Here is a 20,990-nt window from a genome sequence, read left to right as displayed (position 1 = left end):
TGAGCTGGCGCCGCCTGCCTGATAGCGTCTGGAGCCATGCTGATCAGTCGATTTTGGCGCTATGTGCCGGCTCCGGATGGGGCCGAAGGTCACATGCGCTGACCAACTGATCATCCGGAGCCACAGAGCAGAGACGACCCGTCTCTGCTCTTCGTCGTTTAGGCGGTCGGCTCCGGAGACCAGGGCGTGGGCCGTACCGCCGTCTCAGCGCAAAGGACATCAGCGCATGACCACGACCAGCGACCTGCGCATCACCTCGTTCGAAACCTTGCCCACGCCTGCGGAGTTGCGCGCCGAACAGCCACTCGGGGAGGAACGCGCGTCCCTGGTGGCCGCGAGCCGCCGCGCCGTGCGCGACGTTCTCGCCGGCGCCGATGACCGGCTGCTGCTCATCATCGGACCGTGCTCGGTGCACGACCCGGAGGCCGCCCTCGACTACGCACGCCGCCTCTCCGAGGCCACCCGCGACCTGGGCGACGCCCTGCTCGTGGTCATGCGCGTCTACTTCGAGAAGCCGCGTACGACCATCGGCTGGAAGGGCCTGATCAACGATCCCGGCATCGACGGCGGCCATGACGTGCGACGGGGCCTGCGGCTGGCCCGAACCGTGCTCCTCGACGTGCTCAACACGGGTCTGCCGGTCGGCTGCGAGTTCCTGGAGCCCACCAGCCCGCAGTACATCGCCGACGCCGTCACGTGGGGCGCGATCGGCGCGCGCACGCCGGAGAGCCAGGTGCATCGCCAGCTCACCTCGGGCCTGTCGATGCCCGTCGGGTTCAAGAACGCCACGGACGGGGACGTGCAGGTCGCCATCGACGGCGTGCTCACCGCCTCCCACCCGCAGGTCTTCTTCGGCATCGACGACGAGGGCCGCGCCTCGGTGGTCACCACCACGGGCAATCCGGACTGCCACGTGATCCTGCGCGGCGGCCGCCGCGGTCCCAACTACGACCCGGACTCCGTCCGCGACGCGCTCTCCCTCCTGGCCAAGGCAGAGCGTCCGCAGCACCTGATCGTGGACGCCAGCCACGGCAACAGCGGCAAGGATCATGTACGGCAGGCGGCCGTGGTCCGGGAGGTGGCCGCCCGCATCGCCGGCGGCGACACCGGGATGGCCGGCGTGATGGTGGAGAGCTTCCTCGTGCCGGGCCGGCAGGAACCTGGTCCGCGGGAGGGCTTGACGTACGGGCAGAGCATCACCGACGCCTGTGTCGGCTGGGACGAGACCGCCCAGCTGCTCGAGGTGCTGGCCGAGGCCGTGCGGTCACGGCGGCGGAACCACTAGCCGAAGTGCTCGGCCAGGCCATCCCTGGCGGGGCATCGGCAGGGATCGATGGATCTGAGATCGCCGTCACCGAACTCATCCTCGTCGCCGCCGTCGCCCCCCTGGCCGACGTCGACGTCCTCACCCCGCAACCTGGGCGGCGAATGACACGGCCGCCCAGGCGCCGGCGAGACCCTGGGCGGGGTGGCCATCGCCATGGTCATCGAATTGGTCGATGCTGCGAACATGAAGGAATGAGCGCGACCCATGATGATGACTACGCCTGGTTCTCCTGCGAACGCTTCCCCGACCTGGCGGACGCCTACTGCTTCACCTACGTCCGCGGCCTGACGCCCGATGAACTGGTGGTCCGGCTCGGTGCGCAGACAGAGGACTTCGCCCTCTTGACGCTCGGCGAGCTGGTCGAGGCCGCCTACTCCGAGCCCGACAGGCATGGCATGTTCTTCGGCGCCACGGCCGTCGGCGACTGGGTGTTCATCGTCGGGCCCAACGGCCTGCTCGGCATCATCGAAGAAATCATCACGCCGTTGTCGGCGGGCACTCGTCTCGTCTCCCACTTCCTCAACATCAAGGGCGACGAATACTTCTACTGGATCGAAGACGGGGAGATCCGGTTCTGCTTCCTGTCTCAGGACGGCTTCTCGGAGGAAGTGCCGGACGAGCTCGTGGAGACCATGGAGCGGATCAACTCCGGCAACGAACCGACCGACCTCCACGATGGGCCGGCGTTCCTGCTGGCCGAGCGTCTCACTGGAATCACGTTGACGCCGGAACTGCTGGAGGAGTCCATTTACCTGTCCGGAGCCGTACCCGAATCGAGGTGAGCAGCGGACCGGTTCGGCCTCGACGCCGGACTCGGAAAGCCGCAAAATTTCATGTCATAGAGATTGATGAAGAGAACTTTCAGGGATATGTTCATGATCGACCCGTCCGTCCCTCATAGGCGGTGAGATGTCGAAATGTTCCCTTGCGGCGGCCTTCCCCTCCCCTCGAGGTTGATCACATGCCGCCAACGTAGTTCTGCCGCCACGGGGCTCATGGACATCAAGGAGCTGGGCGCCTAACCGCACCCCCCATACGCACCTGTTCAGAGAGGTGAGCATGCCCACAACCGGCAGGCCGACCTGGCCGAAGACCCTCAGATCCGCGATCACTGCCCTGTTAGTCACTCTCGCGGCAGCGCTGATTCCCCAGGCAGCCTCAGCGCAGGGCACCAGCGTCCTGGCTGTGTCACACAAGAGCCCGTTCAACTGCGGGAAGACCTTCTACGCCAACAACTGGTACCCCGGCCACAGCCCATCCGGTTCTCTCGACTGGCAGGACTATGGGGGCGATGACATCGACGGTGAAACTGTGCGTGCCACAGCTTCGGGCACCGCGTACTTCTACGACGCGGGAAGCACGAGCTACGGCAAGTGGATAGAGGTCCGTCACAGCGACGGCACCAGAACCCGCTATGCCCACCTCGCGACCATGGTGAGGTCGGCCGGCGGCTCGATGAGCGTCAGCCAGGGCACCTCGATCGGGACTGTCGGCTCGACCGGCGGCTCCAACGCTCCGCACCTGCACTACGAACAGCGGACCTCCAGCGGTACGGTGGACACCAGCCCGACCGTGGACGGCGTGACCGTGTCCTTGGGCCAGAAGAAGGCCATTACGAGCACCAACACCTGCAGCAGCAACCCCCACACCCCTGAGGAGGTCTGCGGCAGCGGTTACACGGTCATCGACTCGGCAGGCCTCACCGGTGGTCGCGCCTACCTGCTCTACAACTCGGGCAACGGCTACAACTGCGTCGTGACCCTGAAGACGACGAACCTCGGGTCACCGTCGTCGATGTCGGCATTCCTGGAGCCGCAAGGGGAAAGCAGGACGACCGACTCGGGCAGCTTCTCCTACTACGCGGGCCCTGTCAGGCGCGATGCGGCCGGACAATGCGTCAAGTGGGGCGGCTCGATCGGCAGCAGCTCGTACACCAGCCCCTTCGAACACTGCGGTTAAGAGCGCGACTGACGTCAAAGGCCACTACCCGATCACGGGAAGTGGCCTTTGACCTTGGGTGAAGCCCAGGAGATTCGAACTCCTGACTTCTTGCTTGCACACGAGTGCCGGTCACGACGTCGAGGGACCTTGCTCTGCCAAGCGACAGATCAGGGTCGGCGACATGTGATCATGTAAGGCGGCACCAGTAACCGCAGCTCTTCGGGCCTTGGCCGCCCTTGGCGCTCAGAACACGACGAGGTTGCCCATCATCGCCATGTCCTCGTGCTCCAGGTTGTGGCAGTGGAAGACGTAGCGACCGGTGTAGCCGTCGAACCTGACGATGATGGTGGCCTGCTCGGCCGGCTGCAGGTCGAGGGTGTCCTTCCAGCCCAGGTCGTAGGGCCCTGGGCCGGAGTTCCCCCGGGAGAGGACCTGGAACGGCGCCAGATGCAGATGGACGGGGTGGTGGAAGTCGCTGGTCAGTCGCCAGATCTCGACGCTGTCCAGCCGGGCCCTGGCGTGCACGAGGCCGGGGGCGAACGGCCGCCCGTTGATGGTCCAGCCGGTCATGCCGTGCACGTCGTCGTGCTGGAAGCGCATGGTCCGAGTGGCGAGCGCGTCGGCGGGGCGGAGCCTGGGGACCCGGGAGAGCCGGTCCGGTATCCGGGTGTCGTCACGGCCGGACCGGGCGACGCGAAACCGCATGACGTCCGCAGTGGACCCGGTGCCGAACTGGTTGACGAGCGTGACCTCCTGCCCGACCCCGTAGGCGCCGAAGTCGACGACGACGTCGTAGCGCTGGGCGGGGGCCATGTCGATCGCGTCGTGTCGTACCGGCTGCTCCAAGAGTCCCCCGTCCGTGCCGATCTGCACGAGCCCTCCGCCGCCGGGCGGCGGCGGGTCGAGGGCGAGCCGGTACCGACGGGCGTTGGAGGCGTTGAGCAGCCGCAGCCGGTGCCGGGTCGCGGAGACCTCGGCCAGCGGCCAGGGCACGCCGTTGACCAGGATGACGTCGCCGAGAACGCCGCTGCCGTATGCCGCCTGCACCCCTGGCCTCGCGAGCGTCGGGTCGAGGCTGGGATAGAGCAGCGACCCGTCGGCGCCGAACGCCCGATCGGCGATCATCAGCGGCAGATCGCGCTCGTCGCGGGGCAGCGGCAATGCGTTCTCCTCCGCGTCGCCGACCAGGTGGAACCCGGCCAGCCCGCGCCACACGCTCGGCCCGGTGAAGTCCATCCGATGGTCGTGGTACCACAACGTCGCGGCCCGTTGCTGGAGCGGATAGCGGTAGTCGCGCTCCCCTGTGGAGATGGACGCGGCAGGGTCGCTCATGCGTCCCTCGTGGCCACCGCTCATGTGGTGCTGCCGGCCGCCGGGGGTGCCGGCCGGCATCAGGAGATCGGTGGGATAACCGTCGTCGGACGATGGCGTGCGGCCACCGTGCAGGTGGACGACGACCGGGACGGGCAGCTCGTTGCGGTGCCGTACGACTGTCGGGCGGCCGCTGTGGGACACGATCGTCGGGCCAGGGAAGATCCCGTTGTATCCCCAAATCTCGGTGGGCACGCCGGGCAGTAGCTCGGCCTTGGCGGCGCGCTGGACGATCTCGTAGTGGTCGCCGGCGGCGTCGCTACGCGCCGGCGCGAGGACCGGCGGGACGGCGAAGGGCAGGGTGTACGGCCTGGGCAGCGGCACCCGGCTGACGAGCTGCTCGCCGGTGGACGTCGAGCCGGCGATCCCCGACACGAACGGCACCCCCACCCCGGCGGCCGCGGCCGCGCCGCCCAGCACGCCGAGGAAGCGCCGCCTGCTCAACCGCCTCATGTCTGGTCCTCCTGCGGCTCATGCGGGGCCGGGCGCCGCCAGGCCTGAACGGCCAGCAGTACGGCGAGCAGGATGATCGCGGAGCCCAGCGGGATGTGCACGGTCAGCATCCGGGCGAAACCCAGCACGATCTGCAGGGCGATCAAGCCGAACAGCCCCAGGCATGCCAGCGCCGGCCAGAGCGGCCCACGGCCGGGCCATCGGAGCAGGATCGCGGTGCCGCCGGCGATGAGCACCGCGATGCCGGCGTAGGTGGCGTTTTCCCGGTGTGTGTGCAGGGCGCCGAAGGTGCCCGAGAGGAACTGCCCAGCGAAGACCGCCTGGTCGAAGAGCAGGACCGTTGCCACACTCATCGCCCCCCGGAACGGCCAGCGCACCCATCGGGGAGCACGCTCCGTTCTCTCGGTGAGTGCCGTTCGCACAGCCGCCATGGCACATATCCTCTCAGTTGAGAAACTCCCACATGAGAGCATCTACGGAGAGCATACGCTGATATCTAATGAATCCACGACATGTGCCGGTTTCGCCGCAGGCGGGCCGCGACTACAGCTTGGGGCCGCTTCTCAGGGTGGCGGGGCAGCGCGCGTCCGCCGCGTTCACGGCCGCGCTGGCTACGCTCGGCATCGAGGGCCGGCACTTCGGCGTGATGATGAACGTGGTACGACACGGCCCGATGAGCCAGCGCAGGCTCTGCGAGCTCACCGGCAGTGACAAGTCGTCCATGATGCGCACGGTGGACGATCTGGAGGCCAGAGGGCTTGCGATACGTCGACCGGCCGAGGGCGACCGGCGCGCTCACGCCGTGGACCTCACCGGCGCCGGCCGCGACCTTTTCACCCACGCCGAAGAGGTTGCCGTACGAACCAATGGCGAGTTGCTCGGCCACCTGGATCCAGATGAGCAGGAGCAGCTACGGCGCCTGCTGCGCAAGTTCGTCGCTCCCGGCGAATAGGGCCCCTGGCCTGCCGGCGGACGGCTGCGCGCTGGACGTGGCACATCACTCGCGAGTCAGCGTGGGAGTGCCTCTCTGTCCGGGCCTGGCAGAGCCGGCGGCCCGGCCGAGCAGCGTCAGCGCGGCGGCGAGCCCAAGCACGGCGAAGACGACGGCCACGCCGAACGCCGCCTGGTACCCCTCGGTGAGAGCCGGCAGTGCCGGCCCGTCGGCGGCCTGGGCGTGGGTGAGGGCGACGCTTGAGCAGACGGCGAGGCCGAGTGCGGTGCCGATGGCGAAGGAGGTGTCCACGAAACCGGCGGCCAGCCCCGCCTCCCGCTCTGCGACGCCGGTGAGCGCGGCGATCTGGGAGCAGACGAACGCGGCGCCCATCCCAGCTCCGAAGATCAGCAGCGCGATGAGCATGACGCCTAGCGAGCCGCCGTCGTACACCGCCCAGATCAGCAGCATGCAGGCCGCACCCAGCAGGACGGTCCCGGCCGTGGCCACATGCCGTAGGCCGATCCCGGTCGCCAGGCGCTGGCTGACCAGGGCGCCGGCGACCGAGGCCACGGTCATCACCGCGGCCAGCAGGCCGAACTGTATCGCCGTCCAGCCCAGCACGTGCTGGACGTACGACGTCAGGGTGATGAGCACGCCGTCGACGGCCATGCCGGCAGAGAGGATCACCAGGTTGCCGCCGACGAGGCTGGGTGAGCGCAGGATCCTCAACGGCACCAGCGGGACCGCCGAGCGCGACTCGACCAGGACGAACAGGGCGGCCAGCGCGGCGGCGGAGAGGAGCAGCCCGGCGGTTCGGCCGCTCACCCAGCCCGCCTCGGGCGCTGTGACGATCGCGTACACCAGCAGCACGAGCGCCGCCGTCACCGTGACGGCTCCAGCGGTGTCGAACGCCCGGACACGCCCAGGATCGCGGCTCTCGCGCAGCAGGAGCGGGGCCAGTATGAGCACCCCGATCCCGACCGGAACGTTGAGGAGAAAGACCCACGGCCAGCCGAGCTCGTCGGTGATGACGCCTCCCAGCAGCAGGCCCGTTGTCGCGCCGACGCCGCCGAGGCCGCCCCAGATACCGAGCGCCCGATTTCGCTCGGGCCCCTCGGGGAAGCTCGTCATCACCATGGAGAGCGCGGCCGGAGCGATGACCGCCGCCGAGACGCCCTGCAGGGTCCGGGCGGCGATCAGGACCTCACCGGACCAGGCAAGGCCGCACAGCAGCGAGGACGCCACCCGCAGCACGACCCCGACGAGGAACACCCGCCGCCGGCCGAGCAGGTCCGCGGCCCGGCCGCAGAACAGCAGCAGCCCGCTGAAGGCCAGCGCGTACGCGGTGACGGTCCACTGCGACTCCGCCTCGGCCAGGCCGAGGTCCTCCTTGATGCTGGGCAGGGCGGCGAACAGGATCGTCCCGTCCAGGATGGTCATGAAGAAAGCCGTGGCGAGCAGGCCCAGCACCTGTCGGCGACGTGCAACGCGGCGGTCGGTCAACGGTTTGTCCTCCCTCGGGGACCGCACCCAGGGTGGGTGCTGTCGTAGAGAGGTCGGAGCCCGGAGCAGGGAGCGGACACGCCTGGGGCTGGAACCTCGGCCGATGTCGCATCTGGCCGTGCTGGTTCGACATTTCTATGAGAGGGCGCTCATACAGGCGCGCGCTGATCCGAGGAGTGACGCATGAAGTACATGCTGTTGATCTACAGCTCGCCGCAGACGTGGGATGCCCTGTCGCAGAGCGAACGCGACCAGGTGGTGCACGACCACTCAACGCTGTGTGAGGAGCTCGTCGAGTCCGGGGAGTGGGTCGGCGGCGACGCGCTGGCCGACAAGGTGCGGTCGAAGGCGGTCCGGGTCCGGGACGGCGCCACGATGATCGTGGACGGGCCCTACGTCGAGGCCAAGGAGCACCTGGCCGGCTACGACCTCGTCGAGTGCCACAGCATGGAACGGGCGCTGGAGATCGCGGCCCGCATTCCCGACGCCCGGTTGTGCGGGGTGGAGGTGCGCCCGCTCATGGATTTCGGCGGCATGGAGATGTGACGCCCGACGGCCGCGGCGACGACACGATCGAAGACCTGCTGCGCGAGCTGGCGCCGCAGGTACTCGGCACGCTGGTGCGCCGAGGGACGGACTTCGACACCGCCGAGGACGCCCTCCAGGAGGCGCTGCTGAGCGCAGCCGTCCAGTGGCCGGTCGAGGGACTGCCCCGCAGCCCGCACGCCTGGCTGGTCACCGTCGCGGCGCGGCGGCTGGCCGACCAGTGGCGCCGTGATACCGCGCGCCGACGCAGGGAGACCACCGCCGCAGCTCTCGTGCCGCCCGACCAGCTGATCGTCCCCCCAGCGGACGAGCCCCCTCGCGACGACGACGCCCTTTCCCTGCTGTTCCTGTGCTGCCATCCGGCGCTGACCCCGGAGTCGCAGGTCGCGCTGACCCTCCGCGCGGTCGGCGGCCTGACCACCGCGCAGATCGCCAGCGCCTTCCTGGTCCCTGAAGCGACGATGACCCGGCGCATCAGCCGGGCCAAGCGGCACATCGCAGAGGCCGGCGCGCCCTTCGGCCCGATTTCGGAGCAGGAACGAAACAACCGACTCGACACCGTCCTGCGCGTGCTGTACCTGATCTTCAACGAGGGCTACACGGCCGCCACGGGAGCCTCCCTACACCGTGCTGACCTGACCGGCGAGGCGATCCGCCTGACCCGCCAGGTGCATCGCCTGCTCCCGGACGATGGCGAGGTGGCGGGACTGCTCACACTCATGCTCCTCACCGACGCCCGGAGCCCGGCACGCACGGCACCCGACAGCTCACTGGTGCCGCTGGCGGAGCAGGACCGCCGGCGATGGAAGAGTCGCCAGATTCAGGAGGGCATCGCCCTCATCACACGGATGCTGCCCCGCTCACTGATAGGCCCCTACCAGCTGCAAGCAGCCATCGCGGCGGTCCACGCCGAGGCCGCGCGGGCGCGGGACACGGACTGGCCGCAAATCCTCGCGCTGTACGAGCTGCTGGAGCAGATCGCGCCCAACCCGGTGGTCACCCTCAACCACGCCGTTGCCCTGGCGATGGTGCGGGGGCCGCAGGCAGGGCTCGAGATGCTGAGCACCCTCGACACCGACGACCATCTCGCCGGGCACCATCGCCTGAGTGCAGTGCGCGCCCACCTGCTCGAGATGGCAGGTGACCACGCGTCGGCACGCACCTGCTACCGGACGGCCGCACGCCAGACGACGAGCCTGCCCGAGCGGCACTACCTCGATGCTCGTGCCGCCCGGCTGGATGGTGCCTGACAGCGGCAGATCAACGGCGACCGCTCAGCGAAGGACGTGACCTGGCGCAGGAGTCGATGAGCCGTGGGTCAGCGGCCACTGCCCGCTATGAGGCCGGAGTAGGCGGCGAGCACCATGACCTCGACAACGGCGTCGCCGGCTACGACATCCTGCGCGCGCCCGGCGCGAGCGGTGGCACGTTCACCTAGGTCGGCACCTCGACCACGACCTTGTCCAGCGACACGGGCCTGACCCCGAGCACCACCTACCGCTACCAGGTCAGGGCACGGGACGCCGCGGGCAACACCTCGCCGGTCTCGAACACCGCGGAGGTCACCACCCAGCCCGGTACGTCCACCGGAACCTGCACGGCCGTTCCGACCGTGCAGACCCAGTGGGGCACCGGGTACGTCATCCAGCCGCTGGCCATCACCAACACCGGCACCTCGGCGATCACCGGATGGACGGTCACCTTCACGCTGCCGGCCGGGCACACGCTGACCGGCTCGTGGAACGGCACCGCCACTGTCGCGGGCAGACCGTGACCATCAGGAACGCCGGCCACAACGGCACCCTCGCCCCCGGAGCCGGCACCGCCGGCGTCGACTTCCAGGTGAGCCGCCCGAACGGCGACACCGCACGTCGGTGCGGCCGCGAACGACGAGGTGTTCGCTCGGCTCCACATCACACCGGCGCTCGGAAATCAGCCCTCAGCCGACCACGCCAAGACCGGGAAGATCGAGGCTAGCCACCCAACTGGTCGGGCTCGAGGCAGAAGAACAGCGTGTCCGCGCTGTCCCTGCCGATCCGCTTCAGTGCGTCTTGCACGATCGTCTGATAGATCTGGACGCGCGACGCACCCATCGGCGCGTTCCAGGTCCCGTACATCGTGGTCGAGGCGAAACGCGGGCCACCACCGATAGGCCACTGAAGAGTGAGCACCCACATGTACGTGATCATGGTGCCGTTCATCGCGGCTGGACCGCCGTTGTCGGCCTCAACGTTCTCCATTTGCGACCTCACTGCCGTAGGGGTTGTCGTGGGGACGCGTGCGCCTGGCACCGCCCAGCCATCCTCGCGTCACAAGATCAATTGACTTGTAACGGTAGCGTTCATTCGCGTACTTCCGGGCAGGGAAAGCGTCGGTTGGGGCCGGGATCACGGAGTTGTGTTGACCTTCCCCTTGGGTGAAGCCGCAGCATTGTCGGCACCGGCCACGGTGGTCGGGACGAGGGGGAGTGGTGCGGCAGTTGCTGACGATCGGGGCGTTCGCCCGGGCCGCGGGCCTGTCGCCGAAGGCGTTGCGGCTGTATGACGAACTCGGGTTGCTGCGACCGACAGCGGTGGATGGCGAATCGGGATACCGGTTCTACGATCCGACGCAGTTGGAGCGGGCCCGGTTGATCGCATGGCTACGGCGGCTGGGCATGCCGTTGGCGCGCATCCGGCGGGTGTGTGACCTACCGGCGCCTGCGGCCGCCGCAGAGATCGCCGGCTACTGGGAGCAGGTGCTGGTCGAGACCGCCGCTCGCGGGCAGCTGGCCACCTTCCTCGTCGACTATCTGTCGGGAAGAGGAAGCACCGTGGAAGAGGCGGCGACCATGCTCGGGATCCGTTACGCGGCCCGGTCGGAGTCGGGACTGGTGCGCACAAGCAACGAGGACACCGCGTATGCCGGCCCTCGGTTGCTGGCAGTGGCCGACGGGGTCCGCGGCTCAGGCGGGGACCTGGCGAGCACCGCGGCCATCGACGCGCTCAAACCGCTGGAAACGCTGGCCGTGCCGGCTGAAGACCTGCTCGGCGCGCTCGCAGAAGCGGTCGGTGAAGCCGACCGGGCGATCGGGGAAATCGCCGCGGCAACACCGTCGGGTGAGGCGGTCACCACACTGACTGCGCTGCTGTGGTCAGGTTCCCGGCTGGCACTGGTGCACATCGGTGACACCCGGGCGTACCTCGTGCGTGACGGGGAGCTGTTCCAGATCACCCATGACCACACCTACGTGCAGGGGCTGGTCGACGAGGGCCGACTGACCGCGGAGGAAGCGGCCTCGCATCCGCAACGCTCTCTGCTGGCACGAGCGCTGACGGGTACAGGCGGGGCCCAGCCGGACCTGTCGCTGCACGGAGCCTTGGCGGGTGACCGGTACCTGTTGTGCTCCGACGGGCTTTCCGCCGTCGTACCGGCCGGATCGCTGCTTGAGGTGCTGGCCGGGCCGGGTGGCCCTCAGCAGGTGCTCGACGAGCTGGTCGCGCGGGCATATGCCGCCGGCGCCCCCGACAACATCGCCTGTGTGGTCGCCGATGTAGTGAGGCTGGAAACACCAGCTGCCGCCGATGCCGGCCGTGGCGGCGGCACCCGACGGTGAGCATGTCAGCGCTCCGGTCGCTGGGCGCCTACACCGTCGACCGCCGCCCGCTGGCCATCGCGGCCTACCGCCGGCTGTGGGTGGCCTCGGCGGTCTGCGCGGTGGGCGGTTCGTTCAGCGTGGTCGCGATACCGACGCAGTTGTACACGGTGACCGGCTCGTCGGCGGCCGTGGGCGCTTCCGCCGCGGTGTCGTTCGTCGCGCTGGTCGTGGCGGCGCTATGGAGCGGTGCCCTTGCCGACGTCATGGACCGGCGAACGGTGCTGCTGGTGGCCCACTGCTGCCTCGCGTTGACGTACGCGGCATTGTGGATCCAGGCGGTTCTGGGCGGCCGCTCCGTTCCCGTGTTCATGATGCTGGTCGCCTGCCAGGGACTGACCTTCGGGGCCATCATGACCACGATGGGTGCCGCGGTGCCCCGGCTCGTCCCGGTCGAACTTCTACCGGCGGCGAACAGCCTCAGCTCGCTGGTCCGCTACGCCGGGTCGATCCTGGGGCCGGTACTGGCTGGTGCCCTGATCCCGACTGTCGGGCTCGGCACGCTGTACCTGTGCGACGCCGTCGCACTGCTGGCCGTCGTGTGGGCCATCGTCAAGCTGCCACCGCTGCCGCCCCGCACTGACCCGACCGGACCATCGGACGACCCGGCCCCGCAGTACCGCCAGGGTCGTTCCACAATCCGTCAGGTACTGAACGGTTTCCGGTACCTGGCAGCCAGTCGGCTGCTGGTGGCGGTGCTCGCGGTGGACCTCGCAGCGATGGTCTTCGGCATGCCGATAGCGCTGTTCCCGGAACTTGCCCAACACACCTTTGGCGGCCCGGCGGGAGGCGGCGTGGAATTGGGACTGCTCTACGCCGCCTACCCGGCCGGGGTCATCGCAGCCAGCCTGGTGTCGGGCACGTTCACCCGCACCCGCCGCCACGGCGCTCTCATGGCGGCCGCCGCCGCAGCGTGGGGCATCACTGTCATGATCCTGGGACTGGCCGCACAGCTGTGGATCGCGCTGGCGGCGCTCGTCCTCGGCGGTGCAGTGAACTTCGTGCTGAGCACCTTCCGCAATGCCATCTCACAGGCACACACCGACGACGCCATGCGCGGCCGAATCCAGGGATCCCTCACCGTCGTACTCTTCGGGGGGCCACAGATCGCGAACCTGCTGCATGGGGCCGCCGCATCGATCTTCGGTCCCCGGATGGTGATCTGCGCTGGCGGGTTACTCACCACGATAACGGTGGTGGCGATCGCACGGGCAGCGCCCGAGCTGCGGCACTACACCGCTCGATCCAACAGCCTCTGACCCGGCCCTGAACACCCGCCAGGCCGGGTGCGGGGCGTTCGTCAGTCGGCCTTCTGGGTGCGTCGGGCGTAGGCGCGGGCGGCGCGGGCGCGGTCGCCGCAGCGGGTGGAGCACCAGTGGCGGCGGCCGTGGCGCAGCAGATAGCGATTGCAGGGGGTGGAACCGCAGGCGGTGAGGCGCTCGGCGTCGGGGCCGGTGAGGAGGTCGGCCGTGTTGGCGGCGAGGGTCGCGAGAGCGTGGTCGAGGACCTCGGTGATGGGGTGCGGAGCCGCGCGGTAGGGGCCGTTCTTCTCGTCCCAGAGCAGCAGGTCGGCCGTGGGAGCCCTGCTCAGCGCGTCATTGACGGCGGACAGAGCCGCAGGCAAGGCGGGTAGCCCGGCAACGCGGGCGGCGAACAATGCCCTGATGTGTTCGCGCAGGGAGCGTAGCTGCGTCGTGCACATCTCCTGCAGTCCGGCATCGGCCGGAGCGAGGCCGCGTTCCGTGAGCCACTGATTCGTCCCCTTGGGGGTGCCGAGGAGATCGATGAACTGCCCACCGGGCAGCGCGATGGCGCTGTCGACGAAGTCGAGGGCGAGGTAGTGCTCCGCCCCCGGCGCGGGCGGCAACGCAGATTCGGCGGTCGGGGTCTCCCTCATGACTCTCATGGTACGACTTGCGTTCGTCCGTGAGAAACCACTACCGTCACTTCACGGATAGACAAGTCTTCATCCGTGAGGAGTTTCTTCGTGGCTTCTGCCGACACAACCAATGAGCAGTTCCCCGTCCGCGTCTTCGGCGGCCCGACCGCCCTCTTCGAATACGGAGGGCTGAGGTTTCTCACCGACCCGACCTTCGACGCTCCCGGCGACTACCAGAGGGCGGGCCGCACGATCCTGACCAAGACCGCACCTTCCTCCGCCGGCCCCGCCGACCTCGGCCGCATCGACGTGGTCCTGCTCTCCCACGACGAGCACCCCGACAACCTCGACAACTCCGGCCGAGCCCTGCTCGCCGACGTCCCGCTCACCCTCACCACGCCCGAGGGCGGGCAGCGCCTGGGGAATGGGGCCAAGGGGCTGGCCGACTGGGAGTCGATCGAGCTGGACCGCCCCGGTGGCGGCACGATCACCGTGACCGGCGTGCCCGCCATCCACGGGCCCGGCGCACGCGAGGAGGTCGAACCGATCACCGGCCAGGTCGTCGGATTCGTCCTGACCGGGGAGAGCCTGCCCACGGTCTACGTCAGCGGCGACAACGCCTCGCTCGACCTGGTAAAGGAGATCGCCGAGCACTTCGGCCCGGTGGACACCGCCATCCTCTTCGCCGGAGCTCCCCGCGTCCCCGTCCTCTTCGACGGCGCGCCACTCGTCCTCGACAGCGCCCAGGCCGCCGAGGCTGTCAAGATCCTCGGTGCCCGCCGGGTGGTTCCCGTCCACTACGACAGTTGGGCCCACTTCACCGAGGGCCGTGACGAACTGGTAGCCGCTTTGACCGACGCTGGGCTGATTGACCGACTGGACCTGGGCTGACCGGGAAGGCCGGACCGAGGACCTCCCGCGCTCCCAGGCGCAGCGCCGCATCCTGATCGTCTTGGTCGCCGCTCAGGTCCTCAGCGGCGCCGGACTGGCGGCCGGCAGTTCACGGCGTGCCCGGACCGGGGAGAGGAAGACAGGCAGGAAGGCGAATGCCAAGAACGCGCCGCCCACCCAGAGGGTGACGCGTACGGTGGCCAACTCGCCGATCAGTCCCGCGACCGCCGCACCGATGGCCAGTGCGCCGGTGAGCAGGAAACGGAAGGTGGCGTTCATGCGGCCGAGCAAGGAATCGGGCGTCATCTGCTGCCGCAGGCTGACGCCGAGTACATTGTCCATGCCGGTCTTGGCCATGGCCAGCAGCCAGCCGGCTCCCGCCAGCCACAGCCAGGGGCCGCGATCGACGAGTGGCACCAGCAGGCCCGCCGGTGCCAGCAGCAGGCCGACCAGGCCGAGCGTACGGCCGTAGCCGAGGCGTCCGGCGACGGGGCGAGCGCATCGGGCGCCGAGCAGCAGACCGGCTCCGCCCGCCGCCCAGAACAGGCCCAGCGCGCCCGCCGGGAGCCTGAGCTCGCCGACGAACAGGACGGGAAGCACCGTGTTGATGATCTGCGAGCCGAGGTTGGTCAGGGTCGCGGTGAATGCGAGGGCGCGCAGTTCGCTGTGGCCGAAGACGTGCCGGAGTCCTTGCGCGATCTGCGTGGCCAGACCGGCGGGCCGTTCGGCGGGAGGCGTAGCCGGCATCCGGTGGATGGCGGTGAGCCGCAGGGCCGAGGCAAGATAGCCGGCCGCCGCGCAGGCCACGGCCACCGGAGCGGTGAGCAATTGGACGAGCCCGCCGCCCGCGCCGCGCCCGGCCACGTTGCCGGCGGCGATCAGGGTCATCACGGCGGCGTTCGCCGGTACGAGGCCGTCCCTGCCGACCATTCGCGGCAGCACGCTCTGGGAGCCGACGTCGAAGAAGACAGTGGCGCAGCCGCTCAGCAGCGCGACGACGTACAGCTGTCCGATCGTGAGAATCTCCAGCCACCAGGCGAGCGGGATGGAGGTGAACAACCCGGCTCGTGCCAGATCCGCCAGGATCAGCACGCGGCGGTGGCGCATCCGGTCCACCCACGCCCCGGCCGGCAGCCCGATGAGGAGGAAGGCGGCGGTGCTCAGCGTGGCCAGTGCTCCGGCCTGGCCGGGCCCCGCGCCGAGCACCGTCACGGCGATGAGCGGGGTGGCGACATAGCCGATGTTGGTGCCGAGCTGGCTGAGCGCCGTCGCGGTGATCAGGACGCGGAAACCGGGTAGCCGCCACGGCGAAGGCTGCGTGGTCATTCGGCGAGGCCGGCCGAGGTCGGTGCGGCGGTGTTCGTCTCGGAGGGCGGCCGTTCACGCCGCTGGCTCAGGGCCACACCGGCGAGGATGACGACCATTCCCACCAGGACGCGAAGCTCGAGTTCCTCGCCCAGAACGATCGCCCCCAGCGTCACGGAGACGACCGGCAGGAGGTAGCCGACCGTGGCCGCGGCCGTCGCGCCCTCGTCGGCGACGAGCCGGTAGCTGAGGTAGAAGGTGATCCCCGTACTGAAGATCCCGAGAACGGCCACGGCGATCACAGCCGTCGAGTTGGGCCCCGCGGGCGCCGCCCCGGCCGTGGGCAGAGCCGGCGTACTCAGGCCCGTGGCCGCGACGAGCTGAGCCGCTGACAGGGCGAGCGGCCCGGTGCCCTTGCCGGTCAGTTTGCGACCCATGTACGCGAAGGCGACCGCGTAACTGGCCGCCGCCCCGAGCAGGGCGAGAGCTCCCCAGCCGAGCAGCTCGCTCTCGTGCCAGGGAGCGAAGATCAGCAACGTGCCGGCGAACCCGATCAGCAGCCCGGCCAGGCGCAGCGGGCGCAACCCGCGCTCCGTGCCGATGACCAGACCGATCAGCAGGGACCACAACGGGGTGGTCGCGTGCAGTACACCGGCCGTGCCCGAATCGACACTCTGCTCGCCGACGGCGAAGAGGAAGAACGGCAGGGCGTTGCAGAAGAAGGCCGCCACGACGAGGTGTCCCCAGGTCGAGCGGTCCCGTGGCAGGCGCTGCCGGGCGAGGAGAGCCAGTCCGAGCAGGACGGCGGCGCCGAGCGCGCTCCGGATGACGGTGATCTGCCCCGGGGTCAGCCCGTTGTCCAGCGCGAGTTTGATCCAGAAGAAGGCCGATCCCCACAACAGGGCGAGTACGGCCATCCGCACCGACGAGCCACCTGCCACCATGTCCTCCTCATTCCAGGGGCAAAGGCTGCCCGACGAGACCTGGAAGGACAAGTGAAGATTTACGCAGAACCTTTAAGCTCAACTACATGCTCGACGTACGACGGATGCAGATCCTGCGCGAGGTGGTCACCAGCGGTTCGGTGAGCGCGGCGGCCGCCAATCTTGGCTACACCCCCTCCGCCGTCAGCCAGCAGGTGGCGGCGTTGGAGAAAGAGACCGGGATGGTGCTGCTGGAGCGCGCCGGCCGGGGTGTACGGCCTACCGCGGCCGGGCGGCTGCTCGCCGAGCACGCGACCGTCATCGGCCGGCAGGTGGCCGAGGCCGAGACGGCGCTGGCCGACCTCCGTGCCGGGCGTACGGGGCGGCTGGTCGTCCACTACTTCGCCACCGCGGGCGCGACCCTGATGGCGCCCACCCTCGCCCGGTTCCACCGGGAATACCCCGACGTGCGAGTCGATCTGCGGGTGACCGACCCCGCCGACCCTCTGCCGGAGGTGACGCAGGGCCGTGCCGACCTGGCCATCGTGGTCACTCCCCGCGGCAGCCTTCACAGAGGCGTCCACCTGGTCCATCTCCTCGACGACCCTTATCGTGCCGTCCTGCCCAAAGGACACCCCCTGGCTACCAAGCGGGTCATCGAGCTGAGCGACCTGGCCGACGAGTCGTGGGTGGGCAGCGAATCCCCCGGCCCGTGCCTGGACGTCCTGCTCGGCGGCTGCGCCGCCGCGGGGTTCGTTCCTGGCTTCGTGGTGGAAAGCGACGACTACATGACGGCTCAGGGTTTCGTCGCCGCCGGCCTCGGAATCAGCCTGATCCCTGAGATGGGACTGGCCAGCCGCCATCCAGGTGTCGTGGTCCGCAAGGTGCGCGAACCCGAGCCCGTCCGGACGATCCAGGCGGCGGTACGGCATGCGTCACTGGATCAGCGCCCTCTTGCCGGGATCTTGACCGCTCTCCAGGACGCGGCCACACACAGCAACCTGTAACCGAATCCACCTCCCGCAAGGCTGGGCACCTCGGGGTGACCGACTCGGCCGCGTCCTCAGGCAGACGCCGGTGATCTTTAGGCGCAACGGCCTCGACCTGCGCGGAGGAGGTCCGCGAGTGATCGTGATTGACCGCTGCTGACCGCCCCAATGGCACGCTGATGGCACGACGATCGGAGCGCCAGGGTTGTACCGGGTCCGCATCTCCTGCCGCAGGACCCCGCCGGAGATCCCCGGCTTCGAGGCCTCGGAGGGCGACTTCTGGCGGATGCAGTTCTGGGCGACCCCCGGATCTCCTCAGCCTCCCCGGTGGTTGGCCCGGAGCCGGCCGGCCGTAGGGCCTGCTGGTCACGGCTGAGAGGAATGTTGAGGAGGTGCTGCGCCTGCCGGCCGAGCAAGTGGCCGTGATCCGGCGTCAGGACGCGTTTCACCGCTACACCTCCCTCGCCGCCGACCCGGCCGCCGTGGCGGTGTGGAGCCCGGGCTGCACCGTCTCGGCGACGCTGGGCCGCCAGGCCGAGCAGACGTAGCTGCCCACCGCGGCGTAGAGGAATCCGCTGTACAGCGGCACCCCACCGACCTTGGTATAGGCATCCTCCGGATAGCTCCACGACCCGAGCCGTACCTTGATCATCTCAAAGCCCAGCCCGACCAGATGGAACCCGGCGATGACGACCATCTCCTGGGTGCTCTCCCATCGGAGCGCACGGAAGATCACCGTCACGGCCACGGCATAGAACAGCAGCGCGTCATAGCGCGGGATCGGCAGCGGCAGGACCGACGAAGCGGCCAGCCCCGCAAACAGGGCGACCGCGAAAGTGCACGACTTGGCCTCGGCCCACGCGAAGCGGAACATCTGGGCGGCAAAGAACCTCACGCCTTAACCGATCGTCCGCACTGCTCCGAGGTTCATCGGACTTCGGGGAGGTTGGGTGCAGAAATTAGCGGTACGCCGTGGAGGGCGGATCGGTCACATGGGTGTCGCGATGCCGCAGTTGAGCGCGAAAGCGGTGACTCCCGGCGCTGGTGAAGACTCGAGGATCTCCCCCGCTCGGTCGAAGGTTATGTTGACCTTGAACCACTCGTTGCGGAAGGCGTAGTGGCGCAGCACGATGCCGTTGAGGTCCGCCTCGCTCACGTAGGCCCCGGAGTCCAGGCGCAACACGTCCGCCCGTGGCACGCGGACGAGCCGCACTTCTGGCTCGTCCGGACGGAAGTCGTAGTCGCTGACGAGATCCGTGGCGGTGGATGTCATGGGCCGGTCACGCAGTTTCGGCGCTGAGGGTCTGTGCCACAGGTCGGCGGGCCGCCAGGCGTGCAGGTAGGGCGGTGAGTGCCGCCGTCGTCAGGAGGGTCGCGAGTGCGGCGCCGAGCAGCCAGGAGGAGGGGGGTTCCGTCGAATTCCTGGCGGCGAAGAGCGAGAGCAGGCCGATGCCCAGAGGGATGCCGATGATGGCGCCGGGCAGGCTGGGCAGGAGTTGGGCGGTGGACAGCCCCGCGGAGATCTGTCCTGGGGTGGCGCCGAGCGTGCGGGCGATGGCCATATTCGCCTCGGCCTCTATGGCAGTGGTCCAGGTGAGCGTGATGGTGTTCACGACGGCGAGTGCGATCAGCAGGATGGTGACGGCGAGCATCAGCTGGCGGTCGTGCTCGCCCCGCAGGTTGGGCAGGGCGGAAGAGCCGTCCAGGCCGTAGCCCCTCTCCGGCTGGGCGTAGAGGGTCAGCAGGGCGACGATCGCGATCATTGTGGTGGCGGTGGAGCATGCCTGTAGCACGGCGCGGCCCGGCCGGCGGGCGGTCAGCCGCAGCCCGAGCAGCAGCGGCGTGGGCAGCAGCGCGGACAGCGCGGTGAGCCAGGGTCGGTGACGGGGCTGGTGCGCGGTGGCGGTCAGCGCCGTGACGGTCGCCGTCCGCATGGCCCGCAGCGTGGGACGCAGCGTGGACAGCACCGCCACCACCACGGCGAGGACGGTCGCCATGGCCACGGTGGCGCCGGTCGGTCCGACCGCGTCGCCGATCCGGCTGGCGGTGGGGCTGGCGATGGCGGGTACGGTCAGGCGGGCGATCACCAGCCCCAGCGCGTCGCCGACCAGCGCCAGCGCCAAGTACTCGGTGAGCAGGACGGTGGCGATCAGACCCGGGGTGGCGCCGACGGCCTTGAGCGGCCCGGCCCGGCGCGTCTGCTCGACGGCGCGTCCCGCGGCCAGCGCCGCCACTCCGGTGATGGCCAGGAAGCTGAGCAGCCAGCTACCGACGACCAGGATCGGCTGGCTGTTCCTGAGGATGACTGTGTCATGTGTGGCCGTGAACTGCCAGGTACGGATGTTCACCCTGAAGGTGGGGGCGCGGTAGGCGTCCAGGAAGGCCTCGGTCGCGGCGGGGTCGCGCAGCTTGAGGTCCACGGCCAAGGTCACCGGGAGATCTTGGGACGACGCCAGGGCCCGGGCATCTGATCGGGTCATCCAGGCCAGGCCGCTGTAGTCGCTGGGGCCGCCGCCCGGGCCGATCTGCACCGCCCAGGGGTAGATGGAGGTGGCCGCGGTGACGGCGATCCCGACGACGGGGTACGACCGGCCGGCGATGGTGACGCGGTCGCCGACGCCGACGCCCAGCGCGGTGGCGAAACCGCGTTCGAGGACCGCTCCGCCGGAGCGTACCCACTGGCCCGAGGTCACCAGCGGCCGGTTGACCGTGCCGGGCTTCTCGGCGAAGCCTTGCACCACCACTGGGGACGAGGTGGAATCGCGCGTGGTGAGATCGGCGTAGACGATGCGATAGGGGCCATGGTGGGCGATGACTTCGGGGGCGTCCGCCAGCGAGGCCAGGGTCGAGGTCACGGCGGGGCCCGTGTCGCCGGAGAGTGCCACCACATCCGGCCCGGCGGTGGCCGCGCGGGTCTGCTCGTACAGCGCGTCACTCACGCCGCGCAGGGACAGGCCCAGGGCCATCGTGGCGGTGGCCACGGTCACCGCGAGCAGGAGCATCACGGCCTGGACCTTGTGCCGCCGCACATCGGCCAGCACCAGACGCACCACGAGCACGATGGAGCCCATGACGTTCAGCCCTCCAGCCCGATCAGCCCGCCGAGCCCGCGCGTGGGGGAGCCGTCCAGCCGGGTGTCGTCGACGAACATCCCGTCGCGCATCGAGACCAGCCGATCCGCGGTGGCCGCGACCCGCTCGTCGTGCGTGACGATCACGAGGGTCTGCCCCGCCGAACGCAGCTCCTGGAAGATCCTCAGCATGTCGAGAGTGGCGGCGGTGTCGAGGTTGCCGG

At 69.4% G+C, this 20,990-nt stretch carries 23 protein-coding genes and 1 pseudogene; 12 read left to right on the top strand and 12 right to left on the bottom strand.

What is annotated here, in order from left to right; translation table 11 throughout:
• The first annotated feature begins 226 nt into the window (after positions 1-226).
• The gene (locus EJK15_RS22215; RefSeq protein WP_138712385.1) at positions 227-1,285 is read left to right on the top strand and encodes a 3-deoxy-7-phosphoheptulonate synthase; all 1,059 of its coding nucleotides are present in this window, start codon (positions 227-229) and stop codon (positions 1,283-1,285) included.
• Here EJK15_RS22215 and EJK15_RS22210 read toward each other — a convergent pair.
• On the bottom strand, positions 1,282-1,512 hold the full coding sequence (locus EJK15_RS22210) for a hypothetical protein (protein ID WP_138712384.1): 231 nt from the start codon (positions 1,510-1,512) through the stop codon (positions 1,282-1,284). The two genes, EJK15_RS22215 and EJK15_RS22210, sit on opposite strands and share 4 nt — an antisense overlap.
• A 6-nt stretch (positions 1,513-1,518) precedes the next feature.
• On the opposite strand from EJK15_RS22210, the gene EJK15_RS22205 reads away from it, so the two are divergent.
• Together EJK15_RS22205 and EJK15_RS22200 are read left to right on the top strand one after the other, a co-directional pair.
• A complete protein-coding gene (locus EJK15_RS22205; protein ID WP_138712383.1) occupies positions 1,519-2,109 on the top strand; it encodes a DUF6461 domain-containing protein in 591 nt (196 codons plus the stop codon).
• A gap of 403 nt (positions 2,110-2,512) precedes the next feature.
• Positions 2,513-3,286, top strand: a complete 774-nt coding sequence (locus EJK15_RS22200) for a M23 family metallopeptidase (protein ID WP_206061034.1) — start codon at positions 2,513-2,515, stop codon at positions 3,284-3,286.
• Between the two features lie 225 nt (positions 3,287-3,511).
• On the opposite strand, the gene EJK15_RS22195 is transcribed toward EJK15_RS22200, so the two are convergent.
• A complete protein-coding gene (locus tag EJK15_RS22195; protein ID WP_138712381.1) occupies positions 3,512-5,092 on the bottom strand; it encodes a multicopper oxidase family protein in 1,581 nt (526 codons plus the stop codon).
• The gene (locus EJK15_RS22190) at positions 5,089-5,445 is read right to left on the bottom strand and encodes a COX15/CtaA family protein (RefSeq protein WP_138712380.1); all 357 of its coding nucleotides are present in this window, start codon (positions 5,443-5,445) and stop codon (positions 5,089-5,091) included. The genes EJK15_RS22195 and EJK15_RS22190 overlap by 4 nt, the downstream gene beginning before the upstream one ends.
• A 146-nt stretch (positions 5,446-5,591) precedes the next feature.
• On the opposite strand from EJK15_RS22190, the gene EJK15_RS22185 reads away from it, so the two are divergent.
• Entirely contained in the window at positions 5,592-6,044 is a 453-nt protein-coding gene (locus EJK15_RS22185; RefSeq protein ID WP_138712379.1) for a MarR family winged helix-turn-helix transcriptional regulator, read from the top strand.
• A 45-nt stretch (positions 6,045-6,089) separates the two neighbouring features.
• On the opposite strand, the gene EJK15_RS22180 is transcribed toward EJK15_RS22185, so the two are convergent.
• Complete coding sequence (locus EJK15_RS22180) at positions 6,090-7,529, bottom strand: MFS transporter (protein ID WP_138712378.1); 1,440 nt, start codon at positions 7,527-7,529, stop codon at positions 6,090-6,092.
• Positions 7,530-7,712: 183 nt separating this feature from the next.
• On the opposite strand from EJK15_RS22180, the gene EJK15_RS22175 reads away from it, so the two are divergent.
• The 4 genes from EJK15_RS22175 to EJK15_RS74680 are packed head-to-tail and all read left to right on the top strand — an operon-like array spanning position 7,713 to position 9,849.
• On the top strand, positions 7,713-8,075 hold the full coding sequence (locus EJK15_RS22175; RefSeq protein ID WP_138712377.1) for a YciI family protein: 363 nt from the start codon (positions 7,713-7,715) through the stop codon (positions 8,073-8,075).
• Entirely contained in the window at positions 8,072-9,325 is a 1,254-nt protein-coding gene (locus EJK15_RS22170; RefSeq protein ID WP_206061033.1) for an RNA polymerase sigma factor, read from the top strand. The genes EJK15_RS22175 and EJK15_RS22170 overlap by 4 nt, the downstream gene beginning before the upstream one ends.
• A 56-nt stretch (positions 9,326-9,381) precedes the next feature.
• Complete coding sequence (locus EJK15_RS76370; protein ID WP_276615417.1) at positions 9,382-9,513, top strand: hypothetical protein; 132 nt, start codon at positions 9,382-9,384, stop codon at positions 9,511-9,513.
• A gap of 21 nt (positions 9,514-9,534) precedes the next feature.
• Positions 9,535-9,849, top strand: a complete 315-nt coding sequence (locus EJK15_RS74680; RefSeq protein ID WP_240777133.1) for a cellulose binding domain-containing protein — start codon at positions 9,535-9,537, stop codon at positions 9,847-9,849.
• A 199-nt stretch (positions 9,850-10,048) separates the two neighbouring features.
• On the opposite strand, the gene EJK15_RS22160 is transcribed toward EJK15_RS74680, so the two are convergent.
• Entirely contained in the window at positions 10,049-10,315 is a 267-nt protein-coding gene (locus EJK15_RS22160; protein ID WP_138712376.1) for a hypothetical protein, read from the bottom strand.
• A 230-nt stretch (positions 10,316-10,545) separates the two neighbouring features.
• Here EJK15_RS22160 and EJK15_RS22155 point away from each other — a divergent pair, with 230 nt between their 5' ends.
• Entirely contained in the window at positions 10,546-11,670 is a 1,125-nt protein-coding gene (locus tag EJK15_RS22155; RefSeq protein WP_206061032.1) for a MerR family transcriptional regulator, read from the top strand.
• 2 nt (positions 11,671-11,672) lie between these two features.
• Positions 11,673-12,968: an MFS transporter gene (locus EJK15_RS22150; protein ID WP_138712374.1), complete on the top strand. Its 1,296-nt coding sequence runs from the start codon at positions 11,673-11,675 to the stop codon at positions 12,966-12,968.
• Between the two features lie 41 nt (positions 12,969-13,009).
• Here the strand turns inward: EJK15_RS22150 and EJK15_RS22145 are convergent, their stop codons facing one another.
• Positions 13,010-13,606, bottom strand: a complete 597-nt coding sequence (locus EJK15_RS22145) for a CGNR zinc finger domain-containing protein (protein WP_138712373.1) — start codon at positions 13,604-13,606, stop codon at positions 13,010-13,012.
• A 90-nt stretch (positions 13,607-13,696) separates the two neighbouring features.
• Between EJK15_RS22145 and EJK15_RS22140 the strand changes: the two genes are divergently transcribed.
• Entirely contained in the window at positions 13,697-14,479 is a 783-nt protein-coding gene (locus tag EJK15_RS22140; RefSeq protein WP_138712372.1) for an MBL fold metallo-hydrolase, read from the top strand.
• Between the two features lie 72 nt (positions 14,480-14,551).
• Here the strand turns inward: EJK15_RS22140 and EJK15_RS22135 are convergent, their stop codons facing one another.
• Positions 14,552-15,805: an MFS transporter gene (locus tag EJK15_RS22135; protein WP_138712371.1), complete on the bottom strand. Its 1,254-nt coding sequence runs from the start codon at positions 15,803-15,805 to the stop codon at positions 14,552-14,554.
• Positions 15,802-16,728: a DMT family transporter gene (locus EJK15_RS22130; protein WP_138712370.1), complete on the bottom strand. Its 927-nt coding sequence runs from the start codon at positions 16,726-16,728 to the stop codon at positions 15,802-15,804. Before EJK15_RS22130 ends, EJK15_RS22135 begins: the two co-directional genes overlap by 4 nt.
• A gap of 86 nt (positions 16,729-16,814) precedes the next feature.
• On the opposite strand from EJK15_RS22130, the gene EJK15_RS22125 reads away from it, so the two are divergent.
• The gene (locus EJK15_RS22125; protein ID WP_138712369.1) at positions 16,815-17,714 is read left to right on the top strand and encodes a LysR family transcriptional regulator; all 900 of its coding nucleotides are present in this window, start codon (positions 16,815-16,817) and stop codon (positions 17,712-17,714) included.
• A gap of 433 nt (positions 17,715-18,147) precedes the next feature.
• On the opposite strand, the gene EJK15_RS22120 is transcribed toward EJK15_RS22125, so the two are convergent.
• The 4 genes and pseudogenes from EJK15_RS22120 to EJK15_RS22105 all read right to left on the bottom strand — a co-directional run.
• Complete coding sequence (locus EJK15_RS22120) at positions 18,148-18,591, bottom strand: DUF817 family protein (protein ID WP_240777132.1); 444 nt, start codon at positions 18,589-18,591, stop codon at positions 18,148-18,150.
• A gap of 93 nt (positions 18,592-18,684) precedes the next feature.
• Complete coding sequence (locus EJK15_RS22115; RefSeq protein WP_138712368.1) at positions 18,685-18,969, bottom strand: hypothetical protein; 285 nt, start codon at positions 18,967-18,969, stop codon at positions 18,685-18,687.
• 7 nt (positions 18,970-18,976) lie between these two features.
• The gene (locus EJK15_RS22110; RefSeq protein WP_138712367.1) at positions 18,977-20,767 is read right to left on the bottom strand and encodes an ABC transporter permease; all 1,791 of its coding nucleotides are present in this window, start codon (positions 20,765-20,767) and stop codon (positions 18,977-18,979) included.
• Positions 20,768-20,772: 5 nt separating this feature from the next.
• Positions 20,773-20,990 (bottom strand): annotated as a pseudogene (locus EJK15_RS22105) (ABC transporter ATP-binding protein); the annotation flags it as partial.

Origin of the sequence: Nonomuraea basaltis, from assembly GCF_005893125.1 — a bacterium.
Lineage (GTDB): Bacteria > Actinomycetota > Actinomycetes > Streptosporangiales > Streptosporangiaceae > Nonomuraea > Nonomuraea basaltis.
This window is presented reverse-complemented; position numbering and strand designations above follow the sequence as displayed.

Coding starts and splice junctions, on each gene's coding strand:
- EJK15_RS22190 (WP_138712380.1), bottom strand. CDS start 5,445: ATGAGTGTGGCAACGGTCCTGCTCTTCGACCAGGCGGTCTTCGCTGGG.
- EJK15_RS22115 (WP_138712368.1), bottom strand. CDS start 18,969: ATGACATCCACCGCCACGGATCTCGTCAGCGACTACGACTTCCGTCCG.
- EJK15_RS22160 (WP_138712376.1), bottom strand. CDS start 10,315: ATGGAGAACGTTGAGGCCGACAACGGCGGTCCAGCCGCGATGAACGGC.
- EJK15_RS76370 (WP_276615417.1), top strand. CDS start 9,382: ATGAGCCGTGGGTCAGCGGCCACTGCCCGCTATGAGGCCGGAGTAGGC.
- EJK15_RS22185 (WP_138712379.1), top strand. CDS start 5,592: ATGAATCCACGACATGTGCCGGTTTCGCCGCAGGCGGGCCGCGACTAC.
- EJK15_RS22215 (WP_138712385.1), top strand. CDS start 227: ATGACCACGACCAGCGACCTGCGCATCACCTCGTTCGAAACCTTGCCC.
- EJK15_RS22135 (WP_138712371.1), bottom strand. CDS start 15,805: ATGACCACGCAGCCTTCGCCGTGGCGGCTACCCGGTTTCCGCGTCCTG.
- EJK15_RS22145 (WP_138712373.1), bottom strand. CDS start 13,606: ATGAGGGAGACCCCGACCGCCGAATCTGCGTTGCCGCCCGCGCCGGGG.
- EJK15_RS22205 (WP_138712383.1), top strand. CDS start 1,519: ATGAGCGCGACCCATGATGATGACTACGCCTGGTTCTCCTGCGAACGC.
- EJK15_RS22150 (WP_138712374.1), top strand. CDS start 11,673: ATGTCAGCGCTCCGGTCGCTGGGCGCCTACACCGTCGACCGCCGCCCG.
- EJK15_RS22125 (WP_138712369.1), top strand. CDS start 16,815: ATGCTCGACGTACGACGGATGCAGATCCTGCGCGAGGTGGTCACCAGC.
- EJK15_RS22195 (WP_138712381.1), bottom strand. CDS start 5,092: ATGAGGCGGTTGAGCAGGCGGCGCTTCCTCGGCGTGCTGGGCGGCGCG.
- EJK15_RS22130 (WP_138712370.1), bottom strand. CDS start 16,728: ATGGTGGCAGGTGGCTCGTCGGTGCGGATGGCCGTACTCGCCCTGTTG.
- EJK15_RS22175 (WP_138712377.1), top strand. CDS start 7,713: ATGAAGTACATGCTGTTGATCTACAGCTCGCCGCAGACGTGGGATGCC.
- EJK15_RS22210 (WP_138712384.1), bottom strand. CDS start 1,512: ATGTTCGCAGCATCGACCAATTCGATGACCATGGCGATGGCCACCCCG.
- EJK15_RS22110 (WP_138712367.1), bottom strand. CDS start 20,767: ATGGGCTCCATCGTGCTCGTGGTGCGTCTGGTGCTGGCCGATGTGCGG.